Source organism: Maribacter polysaccharolyticus (assembly GCF_028882255.1).
Taxonomy (GTDB): Bacteria; Bacteroidota; Bacteroidia; order Flavobacteriales; family Flavobacteriaceae; genus Maribacter_A; species Maribacter_A polysaccharolyticus.
The window spans coordinates 451712-472197 of the sequence record NZ_JARBUY010000001.1; the positions used below are offsets into that span (position 1 = coordinate 451712).

Here is a 20486-nt window from a genome sequence, read left to right on the forward strand (position 1 = left end):
TTGTGACTTATTTTTTATGAATAACCAATTCCCAAAATACCTATGAAAAGAATTTTACTTAGCCTGACTTTACTTCTGCTTACCGTAACTTCTGTTCTTGCACAGCGAAAAAGCGACCTTATAGCAGAGATAGCAGATCTTAAAACCGAATTGGACTCTACCAAAGCCCTTATAGCCTCAGCTAAAAAAAATGAAAAAATAGGTTTGGCCAGGGCGGAATCCTTTGAATCCCAAGTAAAGGAGCTGCAAGATGCCAATGCCACCCTACTTAAGAATTTGAACAGTTTTGCCAAGGTTTCCAATAAAAACTCTGAAAACATCAACATGGCATTGGCCAAGTTGGAAGAAAAAGAAAATCAATTAAAAGCCATAAACAATGCCCTGTCTTCAAACGATTCAACGGCAGTCGTAGTTTTGACGCATACCAAACAAACCCTAGGGGAAAATGCCCGAATAGGGGTTTCGGAGGGTAAGGTGATCATTGCCTCGAAACTGGAAGCGTTGTTCGATCCCACCACAGGGACGCAACTAACCTCCGAAAGTACGGCATGGTTGGAAAAAATAAGCAATATCCTTACCGCAAACCCTAAAGTTGCATTGACCATTGAAGGATTGAGTATGACCGGGGAGTTGGATTTGGCGGCCGATCAGGCAGCAGCCATCGGTGCGGTACTTCAGAAACAATTTTCCATAGATCCCAACAGAATACATACCTTAGGAAAAGATGGTAATTTCAAGGAAGGGATAAACCTAATAATCCACCCCGATTATGCAAGGTTTTATGATATGGTAAAGGAGAGTATGAAAGCATCCAACTAAATTGGGAGCTTATTGGAATTGCTTATACTTTTTCAATAAAACCTGCGTTTTAAATTGCGTTAACCGTACTAAATACCCAATAAAATGACAGGAGATCAAATCTTTCAATTATTCGCTTACCTATTACCGGCCATAGTCGTTGGGGCAGTTTCTTTTTATTTTTTCAGGATGCATACCAATAACGAAGAAGGAAGGCGCCGGTTTCTTTTACATAAGGATTCCCAACACAACACCCTTCCAATCAGGCTGCAGGCCTACGAGCGTATGGCCTTGTTTTTAGAGCGTATCGCCATACCGAGTTTGGTCGTTAGGGTAGCACCGAAATCCGCGGATAAAAACGATTATGAAAATCTGTTGATACGTACCATAGAAAATGAATTTGAGCATAATCTTTCACAACAGATCTACCTTTCCGATGAATGTTGGAATATCATTAAGGCCGCAAAAAGTGCCACCATCCAAATGATACGAAAAGCCGCACTTAGCGAAACCGATTCGGCAGACAAACTTCGGGAAGACATCCTTAACCAAACCATGGACAAACAATCGCCTTCGGCTACCGCATTGTCGTATGTGAAAAAAGAAATCGGCGAGCTCTGGTAATCATAAGTTCAGGAGACAAGCGCAAGGGACAAGTGCTAGGGACAAGTGCAAGGGACAAGTGCAAGAGACAAGTTCAAGGTCAAGGATTCAAAATGAGCAGTAGTTCCCATTGATTTCATTTTTAAAGAATCATTCTACATCGAGTTCCAATTGGGAAGTTTCCAAATTTTTATATTTGGCGAAATTATAACCGCTATGCCACCAAGCCGTCATTTTGTCCTTATTGAATATCAAGGAGTTGGTCGTTAAAATGACCGGGGTGTAATAAAAATTGATCACCGCACCGTGGTGGTTGGCAACGTATTTACCAATACGGATATTCTGATGCTCTATTCGATCCAACATAAAAGCGAACATGGCCGTAAGCAATGCAAAAGCATTCTTTGAGGGCAACCTATTGAACATCGTAGTCTCCGTCTGTAAGATAATGGCATCTATTTCCGTTGCCCCTCGTTTTATCGCTTCTTCAATGGGCACCATGGACCCTAGGCCGCCATCGGCATATTCGCATCCATTTTTTTTTGCCAAGCTCATAAAAGGGGTATAATTACACGATATCCATATCCACTCACAGAACTCGTCATAGTCGAAGTCATTGATCGATTTGTATTCCACTTGGTTCATTGACAGATTGGAAACCGTAACCACGATATCCTTTGGTCCTTTCTTCAGGATTTCAAATTCTTCCCTGGTCAAGGTATTCCTAATCAATTTATGTAAGTTCTTACTCTCTCCAAAGGTCTTTCTTCCCCGATAAAAATTCTTTAGTACGTTCCAGTGGTCTATCCCTATGGTTTCCACCCCGTGTTTTACCTGGATTACAAAAGGACAGTTACTGAAGATACTTTCCTGGTTAACCGATGTATAGACTTCTTTGATCTTTTCTATTTTCTGTAGTGCCAAATGGGAAATCAAAAGACTCCCTGTGGATGTCCCTAAAAAAAGGTCGTAGTTATGATCAAGGCCCTGCATTAGATACTCCGCTACGCCACCGGCAAAGGCCCCTTTACTACCCCCACCTGAAATTACCATTGCCCTCATTCCAAATTCAATTTAGTATTAAGATAGCGAACTTCTTCTTCATTCAAACCCTTTGTCAGTTCTATGATACGATTTCTTTGTTCATCAACCGTCAAAAGGCTATCCAATAAATTCCTGGAAAATTTTCGAAATTGCCATGAATGGTGCCTAGAGGCCTCGATAAGGTCCAAAAGGTTTTGATCGGTGAACCCCAATACTTCATTGATAATCCCAAAAGCATTTTGGCGAACGCCCATGGAATACGTTGGAGACGTATAATCCAATAGTTCTGAAAGATATCCCTCTTTGCGGTCAAGGTCATAATCCTTGGTCAATCCTGCCAATAACAACCACAATAAACGGACATTTTTATCGGGCAACCCGATGCTGCCTTTCGTTTTATTTAAATAAAGGGCCCTATCCTGAGGAAATGAAATCCATAAACGGTATAAGGCATTTTCCTGCGTTATATAGCTTTCATCGTCCAATAAGGATTCATAGTTTGTTTTCAGTTCCAAAGGAATCTTGGAAGAAGTCAAAGCCAACCCCTGCCTTATTTTAATCGATTTGCTCTCAAAGGCCTCCTTTAAAAGTCGGTGTGAAAATAGCTTATGGTATTTTAAAACCAATCGGGCTTTAAATTCCTCATTATCCGATGCTTCCCAATATTTCTGAACAATACTTTCATTGTTTTCCAGACTTGTTGTCAACTCCCATTGAAGTTTTACAAAAGCCGCCACGGAAGTTGAATGCCCGATCAAATATTCCGTTACTTTTTCCATGGGAAAAACAGATGACCCCAACCAAGACCGCTTGAACGTACTTAAATCTTTACTCCCAACAAGTTCCATTTCGTCCATGAAATCATCGATGGTAACATTTTGGTATCGGTGCTTGTTCAAATAATTCTTGATACCCTGTTTAAAGGCCGTATCCCCAATTTCATTGCGGAGCATAACAAGGGCCCACGCCCCTTTCTCATAAAAGGTAAGACTACTGGCTTTCGGGTTGGTCAGGGCCTCCCCTTTTCCTTCTTTCGAAAATTCATTCAATTGTTGGGCCGAATCGTATAGTTTCCAATAAAAAAAATCGTCTCCAAATATTTTTTGTTGGGCCAAATAGGCATAATAAGTAGCAAAGCCCTCATGCAACCAATGGTGGTGGCCATCCTTTTCGGTAACGAGATTCCCGAACCATTGATGGGCCAGTTCATGGGCATTGACATTTACATAATTACGGTCTAAAAAAGCCGTGGAATCGATGACAAAGGCATCGGAAAAAATGGTCGCTCCGGTGTTTTCCATTCCAGAGTACAAAAAATCCTTTACGGGAATCTGTTTATAGTCCTCCCACGGATAAGGCACTCCGATTTCAGCTTCCATAAAATCGAATATTTCCTTGGTATACCGATACGTGGGCTCTACCCTTAAACTATCCTGAGGGTAAAAATAGTTTTCGATAGGGATACCGCTTGAAGCGGTCAGTTCTTGTTTGTCATAGTCCCCAATGGCAAAGCCCAAAAGATAGCTGCTCATAGGGTTTTGCATATCGAACGACCAGGTTTTTAAGCCTTTGGACACTTTCGTTTTCCGTAATTTTCCGTTGGAGATAATCGTATATGAAGCATCGAACGTAATATGGAGGTCAAACTCGACCTTTTCCTCCATATCATCAAAGCTGGGCAACCAATGGCTGCTGTATTTCCCCTGCCCTTGGGTCCAGATCTGCCCATCGGCGGGCAATGTTCGCTTACGCCCATCAACATCATCATCCCAACCCAAAAAGTAGACCGTTTGTTTGGGTTTGGCACTATATTCCAAGGTTAGGTCATAATTCCTGTTCTTTTTAAGCTTCTTATGGATGGTAACGGTGGTATCCGATATTTTATACCTTACTTTCCTATGATTTAGAAGTACGGCATTGAAATCGATATTTTCCGCGTCTAGGAAGACCGAATCCACGTGCTCCAACACCTTGAATTTATAATCGACCCTTCCATCAATCGTTTTTTCCAAAGCATTGGGACGTACATTCACCTCCGCATGTAGAAAGTCCACTTTTTCTTGATGTTGGGCACAAACTTCCGAGAAAATCAAACAAAAAATAACTACAAAGACATACCGTTGAACCATAAATTAAATTTACGATGTTTTGTTGAATTGGCGTACGGAATACCGATCCTTTCCAAGGAACGGGGAGATGGGGAAAACACACAAGTTACCCAAGGCATTATTTTTTTCGATTGGGGTGTGGTTTGCCATCATCAAGTCGTGTTGGGAATGACTGTCCACGAAAATTGCATCTCAATCCCATTACCACTATTTTTATGGCATGAATGCGAATTTCCTTCAGACACCCATTACCTACCTAAAAGGTGTAGGCCCACATAGGGCCCAGATATTGCAGTCAGAATTGGGAATCGGCACCTATCAAGACCTACTGAATCTTTACCCAAACCGTTATATCGATAAAACCCAATATTATAAGATCGGGCAATTGCAACGAAACAATGCCGACGTTCAAATTGTCGGTAAAATCATTCATTTGAAAACAATTGAACAAAAGAAAGGAAAACGTTTGACAGCAACGTTTATCGATGATACCGGGGAAATGGAATTGGTATGGTTCCGGGGTCAAAAATGGATCCGGGAAAATTTAAAATTAAATACCCCTTATGTGATCTTTGGACGATGCAATTGGTACAATGGTAAATTCTCTATGCCACATCCTGAAATGGAATTGCTCGCCGAGCATGAAAAGGGACTTAAAATTGCCATGCAACCCATTTATCCCTCCACCGAAAAACTGGGGAATAGTGGAATCACCAATCGGGTCATCAACAAATTACAGCAACAGCTTTTTATTGAAACCAAAGGACGGTTCAGCGAAACCCTTTCCGATCGCCTAGTACATGAACTTAAATTGATTTCCAAAAGCGAGGCCCTTTTCAACATACATTTCCCAAAGAACCAAGCATTTTTGGCCAAGGCCCAGTTTCGCCTAAAATTTGAGGAACTCTTTTACATTCAATTGCAGCTCATTTCAAAAAAAATGTTGCGTAAGCAAAAGATAAGGGGCTTCAATTTTGATCAGGTGGGGGAACGTTTCAATGATTTCTATACGAACCACTTACCTTTCGAACTAACCAATGCCCAGAAACGCGTAATAAAGGAAATCAGGGCCGATTTGGGCAGTAACGCCCAAATGAACCGGTTATTGCAAGGGGATGTGGGCTCTGGCAAGACCATTGTTGCCCTAATGATCATGCTATTGGCCATAGACAACGACTTTCAGGCCTGTTTAATGGCCCCTACCGAAATACTTGCCAATCAACACTACAATGGCATCAAAGGACTTTTAGACGGTACGGGAGTTCGTATCGCCTTGTTGACAGGCTCCACAAAAAAATCGGAGCGGAACAATATCCATCAGGAACTGGAAAGTGGCGAATTGCACATCCTTATCGGAACCCATGCCCTCTTGGAAGATAAGGTACAGTATAAAAACCTGGGCTTGGCCATCGTGGACGAACAACATCGATTCGGCGTGGCCCAACGATCCAAATTGTGGCATAAAAATGAAATTCCACCACATATTTTGGTGATGACCGCAACGCCTATCCCAAGAACCCTGGCGATGAGTCTTTATGGGGATTTGGATATTTCGGTAATCGATGAACTACCACCGGGACGGAAAGCCATAAAGACCGTACATCGCTACGATTCCAATCGACTCAAAGTATTTGCGTTCATAAAGGATGAAATAAAAAAGGGCCGACAGATTTATGTCGTCTACCCCTTGATCCAAGAATCCGAAGCCTTGGACTATAAAGACCTGATGGACGGTTATGAGAGTATCGTTAGGGATTTCCCCCAACCCGAATACCAGATATCGATCGTACATGGAAAAATGAAACCTGTGGACAAAGATTATGAAATGGAGCGTTTTGTCAAGGGGGAAACCCAGATCATGGTAGCGACAACCGTAATCGAAGTTGGCGTAAACGTACCCAATGCGTCGGTAATGATCATCGAAAGTGCCGAACGTTTCGGCCTGTCCCAATTACATCAGTTACGGGGACGTGTTGGCCGGGGTGCCGACCAAAGCTATTGTATTTTAATGACGGGCCATAAACTGTCTACAGAAGCCAAAACCCGCCTGGAAACCATGGTGCGCACCAATGATGGTTTTGAAATTGCCGAGGTAGACCTTAAACTGCGGGGGCCTGGGGATTTAATGGGCACCCAACAAAGTGGCATCCTAAATTTAAAGATAGCCGATATCGTAAAGGACAATGATATTCTTAAAACCGCCAGACATTATGCGATAAAAACCTTAAAAGAAGACCCCGGACTTGAAAACACCGAAAATCTGACCATTCGCCATACCTATGCCCAAATTGTAAAACAAAAGAATATTTGGAATTACATCAGTTAAGGGATTTGATTCGTCTCAAAAAACCGATAGGGCATACTTGCTTAATTTGTTAAGTTATAGTGGATTTTAGGACCTTATGGATCAATAAACCCCAAAATTTCTTAACTTTTAAACAGCTACGACATTTATAAGGCAAGGGACTCGTATTTTTTTTGATTATTTTTCATCCCATTAAACGCGTAGCGGTAATCCGTTCCCCTTTAAGTAATGACAACGGTAATAAATGCATACTATGTGTTACGATATCAAAGCTAGTTTGGAGGCCCAATTGGCCAGGGCTAAGAAAGAGCAGGACTATGCGGCCATGGATGAAATTTTGGAAAAATTAATCCCCCTCACCGACCTTCCCCTTTACCATGCTTCCGGCTTTAGCCACCCAGAACTTTTGATATATACCGATCGTTCCCCTACCTTTCCGGAAGTAGCCACTTGGGGATTGGTTCCCGAATGGGTGCATGATGATGTGCAGCGTACCAAATTATGGAACAACACCTTAAATGCCCGAGGAGAGACCATATTTGAAAAACCGGCATTTAGAACGGCTGCCAATAACAATCGTTGTATCATTTATGTTGATGGATTTTACGAACACCACCATTTTAAGGGCAAAACCTATCCTTTTTATATTTATCGGAAAGACAATGGACCTTTGGCCTTTGCCGGACTATGGAGTGAATGGACGACCCCCGAGGGCGGCACTTTAAAAACCTTCTCGATAGTAACGACGACAGGCAACCCCTTATTGGCGAAAATCCACAATAACCCTAAGTTGAAAGAAGCCCGGATGCCCTTGATACTCGATGATGAAAATGCGGAAGAATGGTTAAACTTAAAAGACCGACACACGGTTGAAAAACTTATCCGCCCCTTACCCGAGGACCTTCTTACAGCCCATACCGTATCCCGATTAAGGGGAAAGGAATATATGGGCAATCAGGAGGAAATCTCTTCCCCTGTTGAATACAGTGAACTGGAATTTTAAAAATAGAATAGTAAAACACTAAAATAGAACGATATGGAATTAGGTGCATTTTCAGTAAGTCTTAACGTTAAAGACCTTAAGGCTTCAAAACAATTTTATGAAAATTTGGGCTTCTTTGTTTTTGCCGGGGATATGGAACGAAACTACCTTATCATGAAGAATGCCGATACACTGATCGGTCTTTTTCAAGGGATGTTCGAAAACAATATCCTTACCTTCAATCCAGGGTGGGACGCAAGCGCAAACACGCTGGAATCTTTTGTGGATGTACGGGTAATCCAAAAGAACCTCAAGCAAAAAGGGATTTCTTTACTCAGGGAAGCGGATGAAAGTACTTCGGGACCTGGAAGTATTGTCTTTAAAGACCCTGACGGGAATACAATTCTAATTGACCAACACGTTTAAATCAAGTTTAAGGCCTACCCTTGACATGTAATGTATTTATGCTTCGAACGACTGAATCCTAACGGAATACAACCCTATTGACGGTCTTTATAGTTCATTGCGATAAAAGAAAATATGAAAGCAAATAAAAAAGTGAAAACGTTGATACCCGCCTTTCAAATTGATATGGGCGGTATCCCCATTAAACAAGCCCTGCCTACCACAAAAGTAGATCAAGTAGATCCATTTCTTTTGGTACACCACGGCAAATTGAAGTACAGGAAACATGGCAAGGCGATTCATCAGGGTATCGGCCCCCATCCCCACCGGGGATTTTCCCCGGTAACTTTTATCATCAATGGTGAAATACACCACCGCGACAGCCGTGGCAACAACCAAATTGCCAAGAAAGGTGAAGTTCAATGGATGCACGCGGGTTCAGGTATCATTCACAGTGAACGGCCTTCCCAAGCTTTGGTAGACCAAAACGAATACAATGAGTTCATTCAGCTATGGATCAACAGTCCGGCCTTAAAGAAAATGCAACAGCCCAACTACCAATACATCCCGGAGAATGAAATCCCCAAATTCTTTTCTGAGGACAAACAGATTGTCAGCAAAGTAGTGGCGGGATCTTATGGCGACCAAAATGGTAAGATCCGAACGGAAAGTGAGTTGCTTATCCTATGGTCAATAGCAAAGGGCCCCGGAATGGAAACTTTCAGCCTTCCCCATGGTTATAATGCAATGCTTTACACCGTACATGGGGAGCTAAACATCAAGGGGTACGGTAAGATGGAAAAGGAGTGTTTGGCCATTTTTGAAAATGATGGGGAGCAGCTCTCGATAACAACCTCCGGTAAGGCCGAGTTTCTGATCCTTTGTGGCCTCCCCTTAAATGAAAAAGTAGTTCAACAAGGTCCCTTTGTCATGAATTCCGAAACCCAGATCTTGGAAGCCATGCGCGATTATCAAATGGGTAAAATGGGGGTATTGATCGAAGATTGAGTCAAGAACCTTCACCTTTACAGTAGTTGCCCATCGGAAATAACCCTTTTTAAACCCAGTGATAGCACTGATACCATGTACGCGGCATGTTTAAAAGGGTCTTAATATTTGGTCTAGAAATGATTTTAGTTTAAATTCATGAAAAAATAGACTGGTTATCAATTGTTTATCAAGGCCAAGTACCTTTTTTCGATAGCATGGACAAATATATTATCACTACCGCAAACAAATATCCCCACAGATGCGAGCTAAACAGTTTGGATCATGTCGGAAAGGTATGACAATAGGTTTTTGGATATCCTTGGGGACTTTAATTTCGAAGTTCTGGAGAACAGCAAATATTCAATTTATGCGTTATCCAAAAACCTGAAGTTCATCTATTTCAATCCGGCTTGGTTCGATTTTGCCGACAAGAACGGATTTGATAAAGTGGCGTCCAAAAATATGATTTTGGGCACTCCATTCCTAAAATCGATCAAGGGGGTCCGACTTAGGTTATATTTTTACAATAACTACAAAAAGGTACTTAAAACCGGAAAGGCCTGGCATCATGATTATGAATGTTCGAGCAAAACGGAATTTCGTTTTTTCCATCAAACCGCATATCCGTTAAAGAACCAAGAAGGCATCTTGGTCATACATACCGAAATGTTCAAATTACCGATGGACAATATGAATCGCGAGGCGTTCAAAGCCATTGAGCAAAGATACTTGAATGCCGATGGTCAGATTATCCAGTGCAGTAATTGCAGGCACACCCAAAGGGCGGACAAACCCGAGCATTGGGATTGGGTCCCCGATTGGGTGGAAAAACTCCCCTTCAACCACAAATTGGACATCTGCCCAACTTGTGAACACCTGTACCTTTAGAAACCGCTATGTCTTCATCCTTGGTCAGGAACTATTTCATGATAGGGGTTACCACGATATTCCGGAATGCCACCGGACCATGGTCTCCTTGTATCATGAACGGCCCTGCCTCGGCCTCATTATTATCCAAGGCGCCCCCGGTCATCCCCGGTATGTTCTGATCGGTAATTATTTCTTTCCCATTGGCCGTTATGGTCACCCGTCTACCTATCAACGTAATATCATAGGTTTGCCATTCCCCTGCGGGATTGGCCGCCATTTCATTTGGTGTAAGAAATCCGTAAACACCCCCAAAATAGATACTGGATGGTTCCAACCCATGGTTATCCGCAATTTGCACCTCATATCTGCCCCGTAGATAGATACCGCTATTACTGCCTTCAGGATAGCGAAACTCGATATGTAATTTAAAATCGTCGAATTTTTCATCGGAAACCAAATTAGCCCCCGATTCTTCACTGGTAAGAACCCCATCTATTACTTGCCATTGGTTTTCTCCTGTAGCATGCCATCCGTCCATATTCTTGCCATTGAACAAGGCTTTTGGGGCACCCCAAACGGGTTGCCGATTATAATGCAGTTTAGGCGCCCTGGTCCCTACCCAATCGTAGGTCTTACCATTGGTATAAATCATTTTCCCCATTAATCGGTCCCCTTCCAAACTACCCTCAAACTCCATATCCCTTTTCCCGGGTTCCCATTGTGGAGGTATGGCAAAACTGAATTTCCCGTTATCCGATTTTACTTCCGCGATAGGTCTTGCACTGCCAAAAGCATAAACAAATCGCCCTACTAAAGTGCTAAACCCCGAATGCGTAACCTCTAACCATGAAGGAACCTCTTTCCCATCTTGGGATATGGTCAGGTTCCATCTTCCTTCAATCGATTTGGATTCCTGCGCTTTAAGCTGAAATGAAAGGGCAACGGTAATGACGACCGCAACTAATTTTAACTGTTTACTGATCATTGTAAATGGTATTTATCGAATTAAATTGGCTAAACTTTATTTTCCACAGCCTTCCCGTCGCCTAGTATCTATAAGGTATATGATTTTCCATTCACCCTTGTCCTTGAACAATTGGAAGGAATTTACCCCACAATGGCTGAATGCACCCTTATACCAAAACTCATAAGGGGTCCAAGCGCTGGCCATGGCCCCATCGAACTGTATATTGACAGAGAGCAACTTTTCTTGAAAATCGACCGAATCCGGAATACTTACTATGGATTTCAAAAACTTATCGAAATCCTCCGTGCGCAAGATTGCCTCACCTTCTTTTGTTCGGCCTACGGTTTGGACGATAACACCCTCACCGACCGATTGCTTCATTAATACAGAATCCTTGGCATGAAAACCCATGAAAAAATCCTCGATAGCCTGCCTGATACGGGATTCATCGTTTCCCTGGGCGGTAACATCCACAAAAAAAAGAAGCAACACTATTGGCAATACCTTTTTCATACCCACTATTTCCATCAAAAATAAGTCAAAATCATTTAAGGACAACCTCAAAGGTGGGCATTCTAAAAATCCCCCACCTTCTCCCCTAAAACCGGCACAAAATCCTTACTTTTACCGATCTTAAATCAAGATCGATGTCTACAGCCAAAAAAGAATATAAAAGGGTTACTGTTAAGTCCCTTGTGGAAATGAAAAAAAACGGTGAAAAGATTTCCATGCTCACCTCTTATGATTATTCAATGGCGAAAATTGTGGATGCCGCCAAGGTAGATGTGATTCTTGTAGGGGATTCTGCCAGTAATGTCATGGCAGGGTATGAAACAACATTGCCCATTACCCTAGATCAAATGATCTACCACGCCTCATCGGTGATGAGGGCCGTAAAAAGAGCCCTTGTGGTCGTTGATATTCCTTTCGGAAGTTATCAAAGTGACCCTAAAGAAGCCTTACGTTCCGCCATTCGGATCATGAAAGAAAGTAGGGCCCATGCCGTAAAAGTAGAAGGTGGGGAGGAAATAAAAGAATCGGTAAAAAGGATTTTGAACGCCGGTGTCCCGGTTATGGGCCATTTAGGATTGACCCCACAGGCGATTTATAAGTTCGGTACGTACACCGTAAGGGCAAGGGAAGAAGAAGAAGCGGAAAAATTAATTGCCGATGCCAAATTATTGGAACGCTTGGGATGCTTTGCCATCGTCTTGGAAAAAATACCGGCAGAACTGGCAAAAAGGGTATCGGAAAGTATTTCGATCCCCACCATAGGGATTGGCGCCGGAAAACATGCAGACGGACAAGTTTTGGTCATACACGACCTTTTGGGAATGACCCATGAGTTTAACCCAAGGTTCCTAAGAAGGTACATGAACCTGTATGAGGAAATGGGCAAGGCCATTACGCAATACGTAACTGATGTAAAGACCAGGGATTTCCCCAATGATGCTGAGCAGTATTGATTAAAATTGACATTCCCAATTTATAAAACATGTTAAAACGAACAAGCATAATCATCTTTGTCCTATTGAACATCGGTTGCGACCAATTGTCCAAAGACCTTGTACGCAAACATGTAGAGCCAATGGATTATATCCAGGTCATCAACGATAATTTCATCTTGACCAACGTGGAAAATACCGGGGCCATGCTTGGGTTCGGACAGGACTTACCCCCTATTCTCAAAAGGGTATTCCTGCAGGGGCTCCCTCTAATGGTACTATTGGTGTTGATGGCACGAACCTTACAGAAGATAAATCTCAACCGTTGGATGGTACTGGCCTTTGCCTTTGTCATCGGTGGCGGCATAGGCAACCTTATTGACCGCATTGCTTATGGCTCCGTAACCGATTTCTTTCAGGTTAAACTCGGCTTTTTTAAAACAGGGATTTTCAATATGGCCGATGTATCGGTATCCATTGGGGTTTGTCTATTGCTTTTTCTAACGCTTCGGTACAGGAATCTATCAATCTAAAGGATGTCGAAGCTAATTTCAAATTCCAAAAACCTTCAGATACTACACGAAGACAATCATCTCATTGTCATCAACAAACGTCCAGGAGACATCGTTCAAGGCGACAAAACCGGGGATACGCCCCTTAGCGAGGTCGTAAAACACTATATCAAGGAAAAATACCATAAGCCCGGCAATGTCTATTTAGGGGTTCCCCATAGACTGGACCGCCCTACTTCGGGCATTGTGGTTTTTGCGAAAACGTCAAAAGCCTTACCAAGGTTGAATAAATTATTTGCGGAAAAAGAGGCTGAAAAAACCTATTGGGCGGTCGTTAAAAAAAGACCTCCAAAAGATTACGATACCCTTACCCAATGGTTGAGGCGCAATCCCAAACAGAATAAATCCTATGCCAACAATAAGGAAGTACCGGATAGTAAAAAGGCGGTTTTGGATTACCGCCTGATAAAAAAGTTGGACAACTATTTTTTATTGGAAATTGATTTGAAAACTGGGCGTCACCATCAGATCAGGGCACAATTGTCATCTATCGGATGCCCTATAAAAGGGGACCTGAAATATGGTTTTGACCGCAGTAACAAAGATGGCAGTATTCACCTACATGCAAGGAAATTATCTTTTGTACATCCCGTAAAAAAAGAACGTCTTGAAATCATCGCCCCGCTACCCGATGATGCAGTTTGGAATGCTTGTTGATACTATTTTAGTACATTTATTTCAGACTCAAAAACACCATACCATGTTTAATAAAACAATTTTATTGCTAATTCTTGTGCTTTTAGCTTCATGTGGAAGCTATAACTCCATAGACACTTTTTATAATGCCCATAAGAACGACAATCAGGTCACTGCCATTCGTGTTCCCAAGTTCATGTTGACCTTGATCAGTGGAGTTTCTCCTGAAATGCAGGCTCTTGTCGGAAATACGAATGATCTGCGATTTATGCGATTTCCTAGTGGCACCCCTGCCAAAACACAATTTCTTAATTCACAAATGAACGGGATTACCGGAAATTCTTTTATCGAGGTATACCGTAAAAATGATGAATTGAAAAGAAATGTCGTTTCCATTCGTGAAAAACGCAATAGCGTTAGGGAAATCTTGATATACAAGAATGACAACATTAATGGCTCCTTGTTATATTTCAATGGGGATTTTGACCCCATCAAAGTTCGTGAAATGGCCAAAAACAATGCCTTCGGAAAAATTGGGGATGCACTGATCCAGCAATTCAATCCGCAAACCCCGGAATCGGACAACCCTAACAATTGAAGGCCATAACTATCGCGAGGCCCGTACGCTCTCAATGACCACCGATGCCAATATGAACATACCGCCTACAAGGGTCGTCATGGCAGGAATCTCACCTAGAAAAATTGCCCCTATGATAATACCAAAAACCGGCTGAATACTGCTCATGATACTTATTGACGTAATGGAAAAGTGTTTAAAAGTCAATAAGAAAAGGGTATGACCAATGGCCGTCGTCAATACGGCCAACGCCACAATGCCCTCCCATTGGCCCAGCAATATTCGAAAATCAATAAAGAATAATGCCGGAAACAATAACAGACCAATGATCCCTGTTTGATAGACCATGAGCATAGAGCCGTGGTAACTTGCCGTTTTCGATTTTAGGATAATGTTCCTTAAGGCATAGCATAAGGCCGACAATATCCCCATACCTATCGCCAAGGTTGTCGAATTGCCTAAATCGAATTCAGGGGACAAAAAATAAACGCCAAATAAAACCAAAATACCCAACAACACATGGACCCTATGAAATTTGGACTTTAAAATCAAAGGTTCTAAAAAAGCGGTAATAACGGGATAGGTAAACAGCGATAGCATGCCAATGGCCACATTCGACATTTGAAGGGCATAAAAGTAGGTCAACCAATGTAAGCACATCAAAACCCCACTCAGGATCACCATAAATCCATCACTGGATCCCACGAGCAGGGAAATACCTTTGATCCGGCAATAAACATACAGGATGATAAAAGCCAAAATACCCCTAGTCGCAATGGTTACGGGTACTGGCAAATCCACATACCGCCCCAATGCCCCTGAGGTACTGACAAAAAGCATTGCCAAATTCAATTCCAGTAAATTGGTAAAATGCCTACTGTTCCCCAAAACTTATCTATCGTGTATGCTGCATGGCTTTCTCCCGAATGATCTGTGCTACGGGTTTATTTTCCAAATGGCTTTCCAGCCAAGATAGGATATCCAAATAAAGGAAAGCACGTTTTTCATACGGATGGTTTTCATACTTCTTAAGCTCATTATACAATTTTTGGAATTCATTGCGTAAATCATTGGGGTAAATCCCCCCTAAATTCCGTAAAAATTTGATTATTTCTTTTTGAACGGCATGCAGATCGTTCATTTTCAACAAAAACTTATAAGTACTTTTCAGTTGAAGTTCCATATGATAATCCATTCCGGCTTCATAATGGGCAACCAAACTCAATACCCTTGCAAAGCACATAAGGTCTTCGCGCATTTTTAGATTTTTGTTATCGATGATTCTTTTAAGGTATAAAATACAGTTTTTATTGTCTCCGTTACCAAAGTAAAGACTGGCTATTTTGTAATACAGGACCATGATGTGATGTGCATCAAGGCGATCCCGGTGTTTTGCGATGCCGTATTCTATGATTTTGACCAGATATAGGCCCTTACTGAAAGTACCCTCCAAAAAATGGAGGTTCAACCTGTTGGCATTTATATATAGAAAAGCCAATGAGGCAATATTGTCGTTCTTGGGAAAATTCTTCCCTTCCACTATCTGTTCCAAGCGTTGAAGGGTTTGCCTGAATTGGGAACTGTATTTTACATAGAACAACGACTCCAATAGGTAATGGTTTCCTTTTAAGAAAAAAACGGGATTCAATTGGATCATTTTCTCATTCTCATAAAAAAGATCCACCCATTTATTGGCATATTTATAACAGGAAAGAAAATCCTGTATCAAAAAGCTATACCAAAGTTTCGCCTTGTAAAGCCATAATTTCTCACGAAAGCCCAGTTCATCGATATTGTATTTCGGCAATTTCTCACTAAAGTAGTTCTGCACCATTTTTAAATCGTCATCACTACGGACATAACCCACCTTCAACATCAGGCCATATAATTGCAATGACAAATTGGATAATTTACTGGTCATCACGTTTTGTTCGGACAATTCCTTCGCCTGCACCGCCAATTCATCGGCCCTATCGGGAATACTTCGGGTAATATATTGGGTTTCGATTATTTTTTCGAGCTCTACGATCTCATAGGCAATGTTCTTTTCTTCATGGTCTATGGCTATTATCTTCGATTTATCCAAGATTTTCAAGCTTTGCTTATAGAGTCCTTTTTGATATAGGATGGTAGCAAAATCCAACTGTTCGCGCAATTGGATCCTAATATTTTGATTGACGGGATTTAATCTAAGGCTTACCAGAATTTGCTTATACAAATGGGCTTTTAAATTGGAAAGTTGCGACTTTTTTACAATGCCACTATCCAAAATCACTTTTTCATCATATTGCTTTGTCTTATCCAATAAATTGAACAATGCCAAAAATTTGGCATCGGCATTCACTCCCAAGCGCCCAACATAAAGTTTAAATTGGCGTTTTTCGGACTTGGAAAGTGATTTTACCAGAACGAACAATGCATCTTTATGCACATTTGTCATCGTAATATATATAGTTTAAATCGTTGTTATACAAATACTTATGTCAACCAAAAAGTTCCTTAACGTTGTAAATGAAAACATAAAGTTTAGGTGATTTCCCTTAATTGGTCATATATTCGTCATTAGCTAGTAAAATTACGTAAATATAATGAGTAAAGATATAGTACAGATTTTTGACACCACGTTGCGTGATGGGGAGCAAGTTCCGGGATGTAAATTGGACAAAGAACAGAAATTGGTCATTGCCAGACGTCTCGATGATCTTGGTGTCGATATCATCGAAGCCGGATTCCCTATTTCGAGTCCCGGTGACTTTAATGCCGTTTTTGAAATTGCCAAAATCGTAAAGAATGCTACGGTATGTGGGCTGACCCGTGCCGTAAAAAAAGATATTGAGGTTGCTGCCGAAGCGTTGAAACCTGCCAAAACACCTAGAATACATACAGGCATAGGAACATCTGATTCCCATATAAAGCATAAATTCAATTCAGACAAAGAAGCCATCATAGAACGGGCTGTAAGTGCGGTAAAATACGCCAAAACCTTTGTTGAGGATGTGGAATTTTATGCGGAGGATGCCGGTAGGACCGATAATGAGTTCTTGGCAAGGGTTTGCGAGGCCGTGATTAAGGCAGGTGCCACGGTCTTGAATATACCGGATACCACAGGATATTGTCTTCCCGAGGAATATGGGGCCAAAATGAAATACCTCAAAGAAAATGTTACCGGGATACACAAAGCGGTACTTTCCTGTCATTGTCATAATGATTTAGGGTTGGCAACCGCGAATTCCATTGCAGGGGTAATCAACGGTGCCAGACAGATTGAATGTACGATCAATGGGATCGGGGAACGCGCCGGTAATACCTCTTTGGAAGAAGTGGTCATGATATTGAGACAGCACCCCTATTTAGGTATTGATACCAATATCAACAGCAAACTACTTTACGATACCAGTCAAATGGTTTCCGAAAAAATGGGCATGCTGGTACAGCCCAACAAAGCTATTGTAGGGGCCAACGCTTTTGCCCATAGCTCTGGAATCCACCAAGATGGGGTGATCAAGAACAGGGAAACCTATGAAATCATGGATCCTTCCGATGTTGGGGTAACTGAATCATCGATCGTTCTTACCGCTAGAAGTGGTAGGGCCGCTTTGGCCTACCGGGCGAAAAATGTAGGTTATGAACTTACCAAAGTACAATTGGATATTGTTTACGAAGAGTTTTTGAAATATGCCGATAAACAAAAAGAAATCGTGGATGAGGATATCCATGAAATCATAGCGAGTAGCAATATTAAAATTGAAAGTATTTCTTAAATGAAATTGAACATAGCAGTTTTAGGTGGGGATGGTATTGGCCCGGAAGTTATCGACCAAGCCGTGAAATGCCTACAAGCCGTAGAGGAAAATTTCGGTCACGATTTCACCTTCACCAATGGATTGGTAGGGGCGGCGGCCATGAAGGCAACAGGCAGCCCAATCCCCGAGGAAACCTTAACGCTATGTAAAAATTCCGATGCGATATTGTTCGGGGCCATCGGTACCCCTGAATACGATAATGATCCAATGGCTAAAGTGCGTCCTGAAGACGGACTTTTATATTTGCGAAAAGAGTTGGACCTCTTTACCAATATCAGACCCATAAAGGCATTTCCCGTATTAAGCAGCAATTCCCCTTTTAAACGCGATGTGATTACGGGTACCGATTTGGTAATATACCGGGAGCTGACCAGTGGAATGTACTTTGGCGAAAAAAGCTTAAGTGAAGACGGGACCGTTGCCACCGACCTATGCCGCTACACCGAAGAAGAAATTAGCCGTGTCGCCCATATGGCTTTCAAGGCGGCGAAAAAGAGAAAAAGAAAGTTAACATTGGTAGACAAGGCCCATGTGCTGGAGACTTCAAGGTTATGGCGAAAAGTAGTCACGAAAATCGCCGAAAGCTATCCAGAAGTTGAATTGACCTGCATGTATTTGGACCATGCCTCCATGGCCATATTATTGAACCCTAATTCCTTTGATGTTATCCTGGCCAGCAATATGATCGGTGACATCCTATCTTCCCAGTGCAATGTGTTGATCGGCTCTGCAGGATTGTTGCCATCGGCCTCGATCGGCACCGAATATGCGATGTTCGAACCCATACACGGTTCCTATCCCCAAGCCAAAGGGAAGAATATTGCCAATCCGGTAGCCGCTATATATAGTGCTGCCCTCCTACTTGATCATTTTGGATTGCACGAAGAAGTCAATGCCATTGTTTCAGCGGTCCATCAATCGTTCAGAAAAGAAATCGTAACCATCGATATTATGGGAAGCACAAAATATGGAACTTCCAGTGTCGGTGATTTTATTGCAAAGAATATTGTGGATGCCGATGACAACCTGAACATCAATGATGAGAATATCGGCTTGGGAAAATCAACCATTATTTAAGACCCACCCAATCATTCGGATGCCAGTTGCTTGACAAAAGCATCAAAATCTTTCTTGAACGATTCATACTTTTCCCCTGTGGCAGGACCATTGAACCCCGTACTTATTTTTCGTACCGCTCCTTTTTTATCGACAAATATCGTTGTAGGGTAGGAAATTATGTGATTCAACATGGGTAATTTCCGATGTGCCTCAATTTTACTTGACGACCCGTATTGCGCAAGCAATATCGGATATTGGACCCCAATCGCATCTTTCAATCGATCGATGCGTTGTAGGGCTTGTTCCTCGGTCTTAGAATACTCAAAGGCCAAGGCGACAATGGCCACATCCAATTGTGGATTTTCTGCATGATAATTGACAAGGAACTTGGTTTCATCCAAACAGTTAGGGCACCACGTCCCCATAATCTGGACTATTACCGCTTTGTTCTTGAATTGGTCGTCCTCCAAAGAAACCGGATTACCCTCCGTATCGGGAAAAGTAAAAGCAAGTTTTTCATGTCCGGGTTTTAAATAGGTTAAAGAATCCGGATCCGGCAATTCAAAATATTCGTTCCTTCTGGCAAAGAAAGGTTCTTGATAATGATTTCCGGAATAGAAAGTACCCTCAAGCGTACTATCGCTGACTTTGGCAGTGAACAAAAATGCATGGGAACCGTCAAATGCCGATATTTTCATGGTATCCCCGTCCATGACCCCTTCCAAAAACCGGTAATCACCGGTGGTTGTCCTGAATGTACCGGTAACTTTCGAACCGTCTTGGGTAAATATCCCTTTGCCCAAATAACCATTCGGGGTATCCGGACTGAATTCGGTCTTCCAGATTCCCGAAACATTGACCAATGGTTCTTGTTGGGTTTTAAATCTTGTGCGCTCCCCATAAGTCGCCGAAAAAGGTACCACCCGATTAAGACTTTCTATTATAAATTCACCATTGATGACCGTATCGTTATATTTTCCCTTAATATATCCTTCGAAAACGGGCATTTGTATGACTATGGAATCGTTCTTTACCTTGACCTCATGAACCTTGATTACTTCATCCGCATTATAAATCTCCAAGGCATATTGTCCGTTGTCCTTTTTTAAATTAAAATTAAAAGGCAACACCTCCCCGTCCTGCACCTCCAAACGGGCAAGCCAATATCCTTCGGTGAGACTCCCTTGTCCGGGATTGGAACATGATAAACAACATAAACAAACCAATAGGAGTGACCCTAAATAACGCATAAATCAAATTTTTAATACTACAAACGAAGTAACGAATAAATACTTACATAAAAAATTAAAACAATTCAATTG

Annotated in this window: 20 protein-coding genes; 13 read left to right on the plus strand and 7 right to left on the minus strand. The window is 41.9% G+C overall.

All coding sequences use genetic code 11. The features are described from left to right. Positions 1 to 42 precede the first annotated feature (42 nt). The gene (locus tag PHU20_RS01980; RefSeq protein ID WP_274823661.1) at positions 43 to 819 is read left to right on the plus strand and encodes a hypothetical protein; all 777 of its coding nucleotides are present in this window, start codon (positions 43 to 45) and stop codon (positions 817 to 819) included. A gap of 84 nt (positions 820 to 903) precedes the next feature. Beyond that, the gene (locus tag PHU20_RS01985) at positions 904 to 1422 is read left to right on the plus strand and encodes a DUF7935 family protein (protein ID WP_274823662.1); all 519 of its coding nucleotides are present in this window, start codon (positions 904 to 906) and stop codon (positions 1420 to 1422) included. A gap of 129 nt (positions 1423 to 1551) precedes the next feature. On the opposite strand, the gene PHU20_RS01990 is transcribed toward PHU20_RS01985, so the two are convergent. Both PHU20_RS01990 and PHU20_RS01995 read right to left on the minus strand, forming a co-directional pair. Then, positions 1552 to 2463, minus strand: coding sequence for a patatin-like phospholipase family protein (locus PHU20_RS01990; RefSeq protein WP_274823663.1), 912 nt, complete (start codon positions 2461 to 2463; stop codon positions 1552 to 1554). Continuing rightward, complete coding sequence (locus PHU20_RS01995; RefSeq protein ID WP_274823664.1) at positions 2460 to 4574, minus strand: M1 family metallopeptidase; 2115 nt, start codon at positions 4572 to 4574, stop codon at positions 2460 to 2462. Before PHU20_RS01995 ends, PHU20_RS01990 begins: the two co-directional genes overlap by 4 nt. Before the next feature lie 199 nt (positions 4575 to 4773). Here PHU20_RS01995 and recG point away from each other — a divergent pair, with 199 nt between their 5' ends. From recG to PHU20_RS02020, 5 genes are all read left to right on the plus strand, one after another. Then, a complete protein-coding gene (recG, locus tag PHU20_RS02000; protein WP_274823665.1) occupies positions 4774 to 6879 on the plus strand; it encodes an ATP-dependent DNA helicase RecG in 2106 nt (701 codons plus the stop codon). 232 nt (positions 6880 to 7111) lie between these two features. Next, entirely contained in the window at positions 7112 to 7861 is a 750-nt protein-coding gene (locus tag PHU20_RS02005; RefSeq protein WP_274823666.1) for an SOS response-associated peptidase, read from the plus strand. Positions 7862 to 7894: 33 nt separating this feature from the next. Then, complete coding sequence (locus PHU20_RS02010; protein ID WP_274823667.1) at positions 7895 to 8266, plus strand: VOC family protein; 372 nt, start codon at positions 7895 to 7897, stop codon at positions 8264 to 8266. Positions 8267 to 8380: 114 nt separating this feature from the next. After that, complete coding sequence (locus tag PHU20_RS02015) at positions 8381 to 9253, plus strand: pirin family protein (RefSeq protein WP_274823668.1); 873 nt, start codon at positions 8381 to 8383, stop codon at positions 9251 to 9253. Positions 9254 to 9517: 264 nt separating this feature from the next. Further along, the gene (locus tag PHU20_RS02020) at positions 9518 to 10123 is read left to right on the plus strand and encodes a hypothetical protein (protein WP_274823669.1); all 606 of its coding nucleotides are present in this window, start codon (positions 9518 to 9520) and stop codon (positions 10121 to 10123) included. Positions 10124 to 10154: 31 nt separating this feature from the next. Here PHU20_RS02020 and PHU20_RS02025 read toward each other — a convergent pair whose 3' ends face one another. Together PHU20_RS02025 and PHU20_RS02030 are read right to left on the minus strand one after the other, a co-directional pair. Next, positions 10155 to 11090 (minus strand): 3-keto-disaccharide hydrolase, encoded by a 936-nt coding sequence (locus PHU20_RS02025; protein ID WP_274823670.1) that lies wholly within the window; start codon positions 11088 to 11090, stop codon positions 10155 to 10157. A gap of 36 nt (positions 11091 to 11126) precedes the next feature. Next, positions 11127 to 11585 (minus strand): nuclear transport factor 2 family protein, encoded by a 459-nt coding sequence (locus PHU20_RS02030; protein WP_274823671.1) that lies wholly within the window; start codon positions 11583 to 11585, stop codon positions 11127 to 11129. A 134-nt stretch (positions 11586 to 11719) separates the two neighbouring features. Between PHU20_RS02030 and panB the strand changes: the two genes are divergently transcribed. From panB to PHU20_RS02050, 4 genes are read left to right on the plus strand one after another with little or no spacing between them, the layout of a single operon-like run. Beyond that, complete coding sequence (gene panB, locus PHU20_RS02035) at positions 11720 to 12538, plus strand: 3-methyl-2-oxobutanoate hydroxymethyltransferase (RefSeq protein ID WP_274823672.1); 819 nt, start codon at positions 11720 to 11722, stop codon at positions 12536 to 12538. Between the two features lie 29 nt (positions 12539 to 12567). Further along, positions 12568 to 13050, plus strand: a complete 483-nt coding sequence (gene lspA / locus PHU20_RS02040) for a signal peptidase II (RefSeq protein ID WP_274823673.1) — start codon at positions 12568 to 12570, stop codon at positions 13048 to 13050. Positions 13051 to 13053: 3 nt separating this feature from the next. Next, complete coding sequence (locus tag PHU20_RS02045) at positions 13054 to 13746, plus strand: RluA family pseudouridine synthase (protein WP_274823674.1); 693 nt, start codon at positions 13054 to 13056, stop codon at positions 13744 to 13746. Between the two features lie 43 nt (positions 13747 to 13789). After that, complete coding sequence (locus PHU20_RS02050) at positions 13790 to 14323, plus strand: DUF4252 domain-containing protein (protein WP_274823675.1); 534 nt, start codon at positions 13790 to 13792, stop codon at positions 14321 to 14323. Between the two features lie 9 nt (positions 14324 to 14332). Here PHU20_RS02050 and PHU20_RS02055 read toward each other — a convergent pair whose 3' ends face one another. Continuing rightward, positions 14333 to 15154: a DMT family transporter gene (locus PHU20_RS02055; protein WP_274823676.1), complete on the minus strand. Its 822-nt coding sequence runs from the start codon at positions 15152 to 15154 to the stop codon at positions 14333 to 14335. Positions 15155 to 15197: 43 nt separating this feature from the next. Then, a complete protein-coding gene (locus PHU20_RS02060; protein WP_274823677.1) occupies positions 15198 to 16742 on the minus strand; it encodes a hypothetical protein in 1545 nt (514 codons plus the stop codon). A gap of 148 nt (positions 16743 to 16890) precedes the next feature. Here PHU20_RS02060 and PHU20_RS02065 point away from each other — a divergent pair, with 148 nt between their 5' ends. Both PHU20_RS02065 and leuB read left to right on the plus strand, forming a co-directional pair. Next, positions 16891 to 18063 (plus strand): 2-isopropylmalate synthase, encoded by a 1173-nt coding sequence (locus PHU20_RS02065; protein WP_274823678.1) that lies wholly within the window; start codon positions 16891 to 16893, stop codon positions 18061 to 18063. Continuing rightward, the gene (gene leuB, locus PHU20_RS02070; RefSeq protein ID WP_274823679.1) at positions 18064 to 19182 is read left to right on the plus strand and encodes a 3-isopropylmalate dehydrogenase; all 1119 of its coding nucleotides are present in this window, start codon (positions 18064 to 18066) and stop codon (positions 19180 to 19182) included. A gap of 11 nt (positions 19183 to 19193) precedes the next feature. On the opposite strand, the gene PHU20_RS02075 is transcribed toward leuB, so the two are convergent. Continuing rightward, the gene (locus PHU20_RS02075; protein WP_274823680.1) at positions 19194 to 20414 is read right to left on the minus strand and encodes a peroxiredoxin family protein; all 1221 of its coding nucleotides are present in this window, start codon (positions 20412 to 20414) and stop codon (positions 19194 to 19196) included. Between the last annotated feature and the right edge of the window lie 72 nt (positions 20415 to 20486).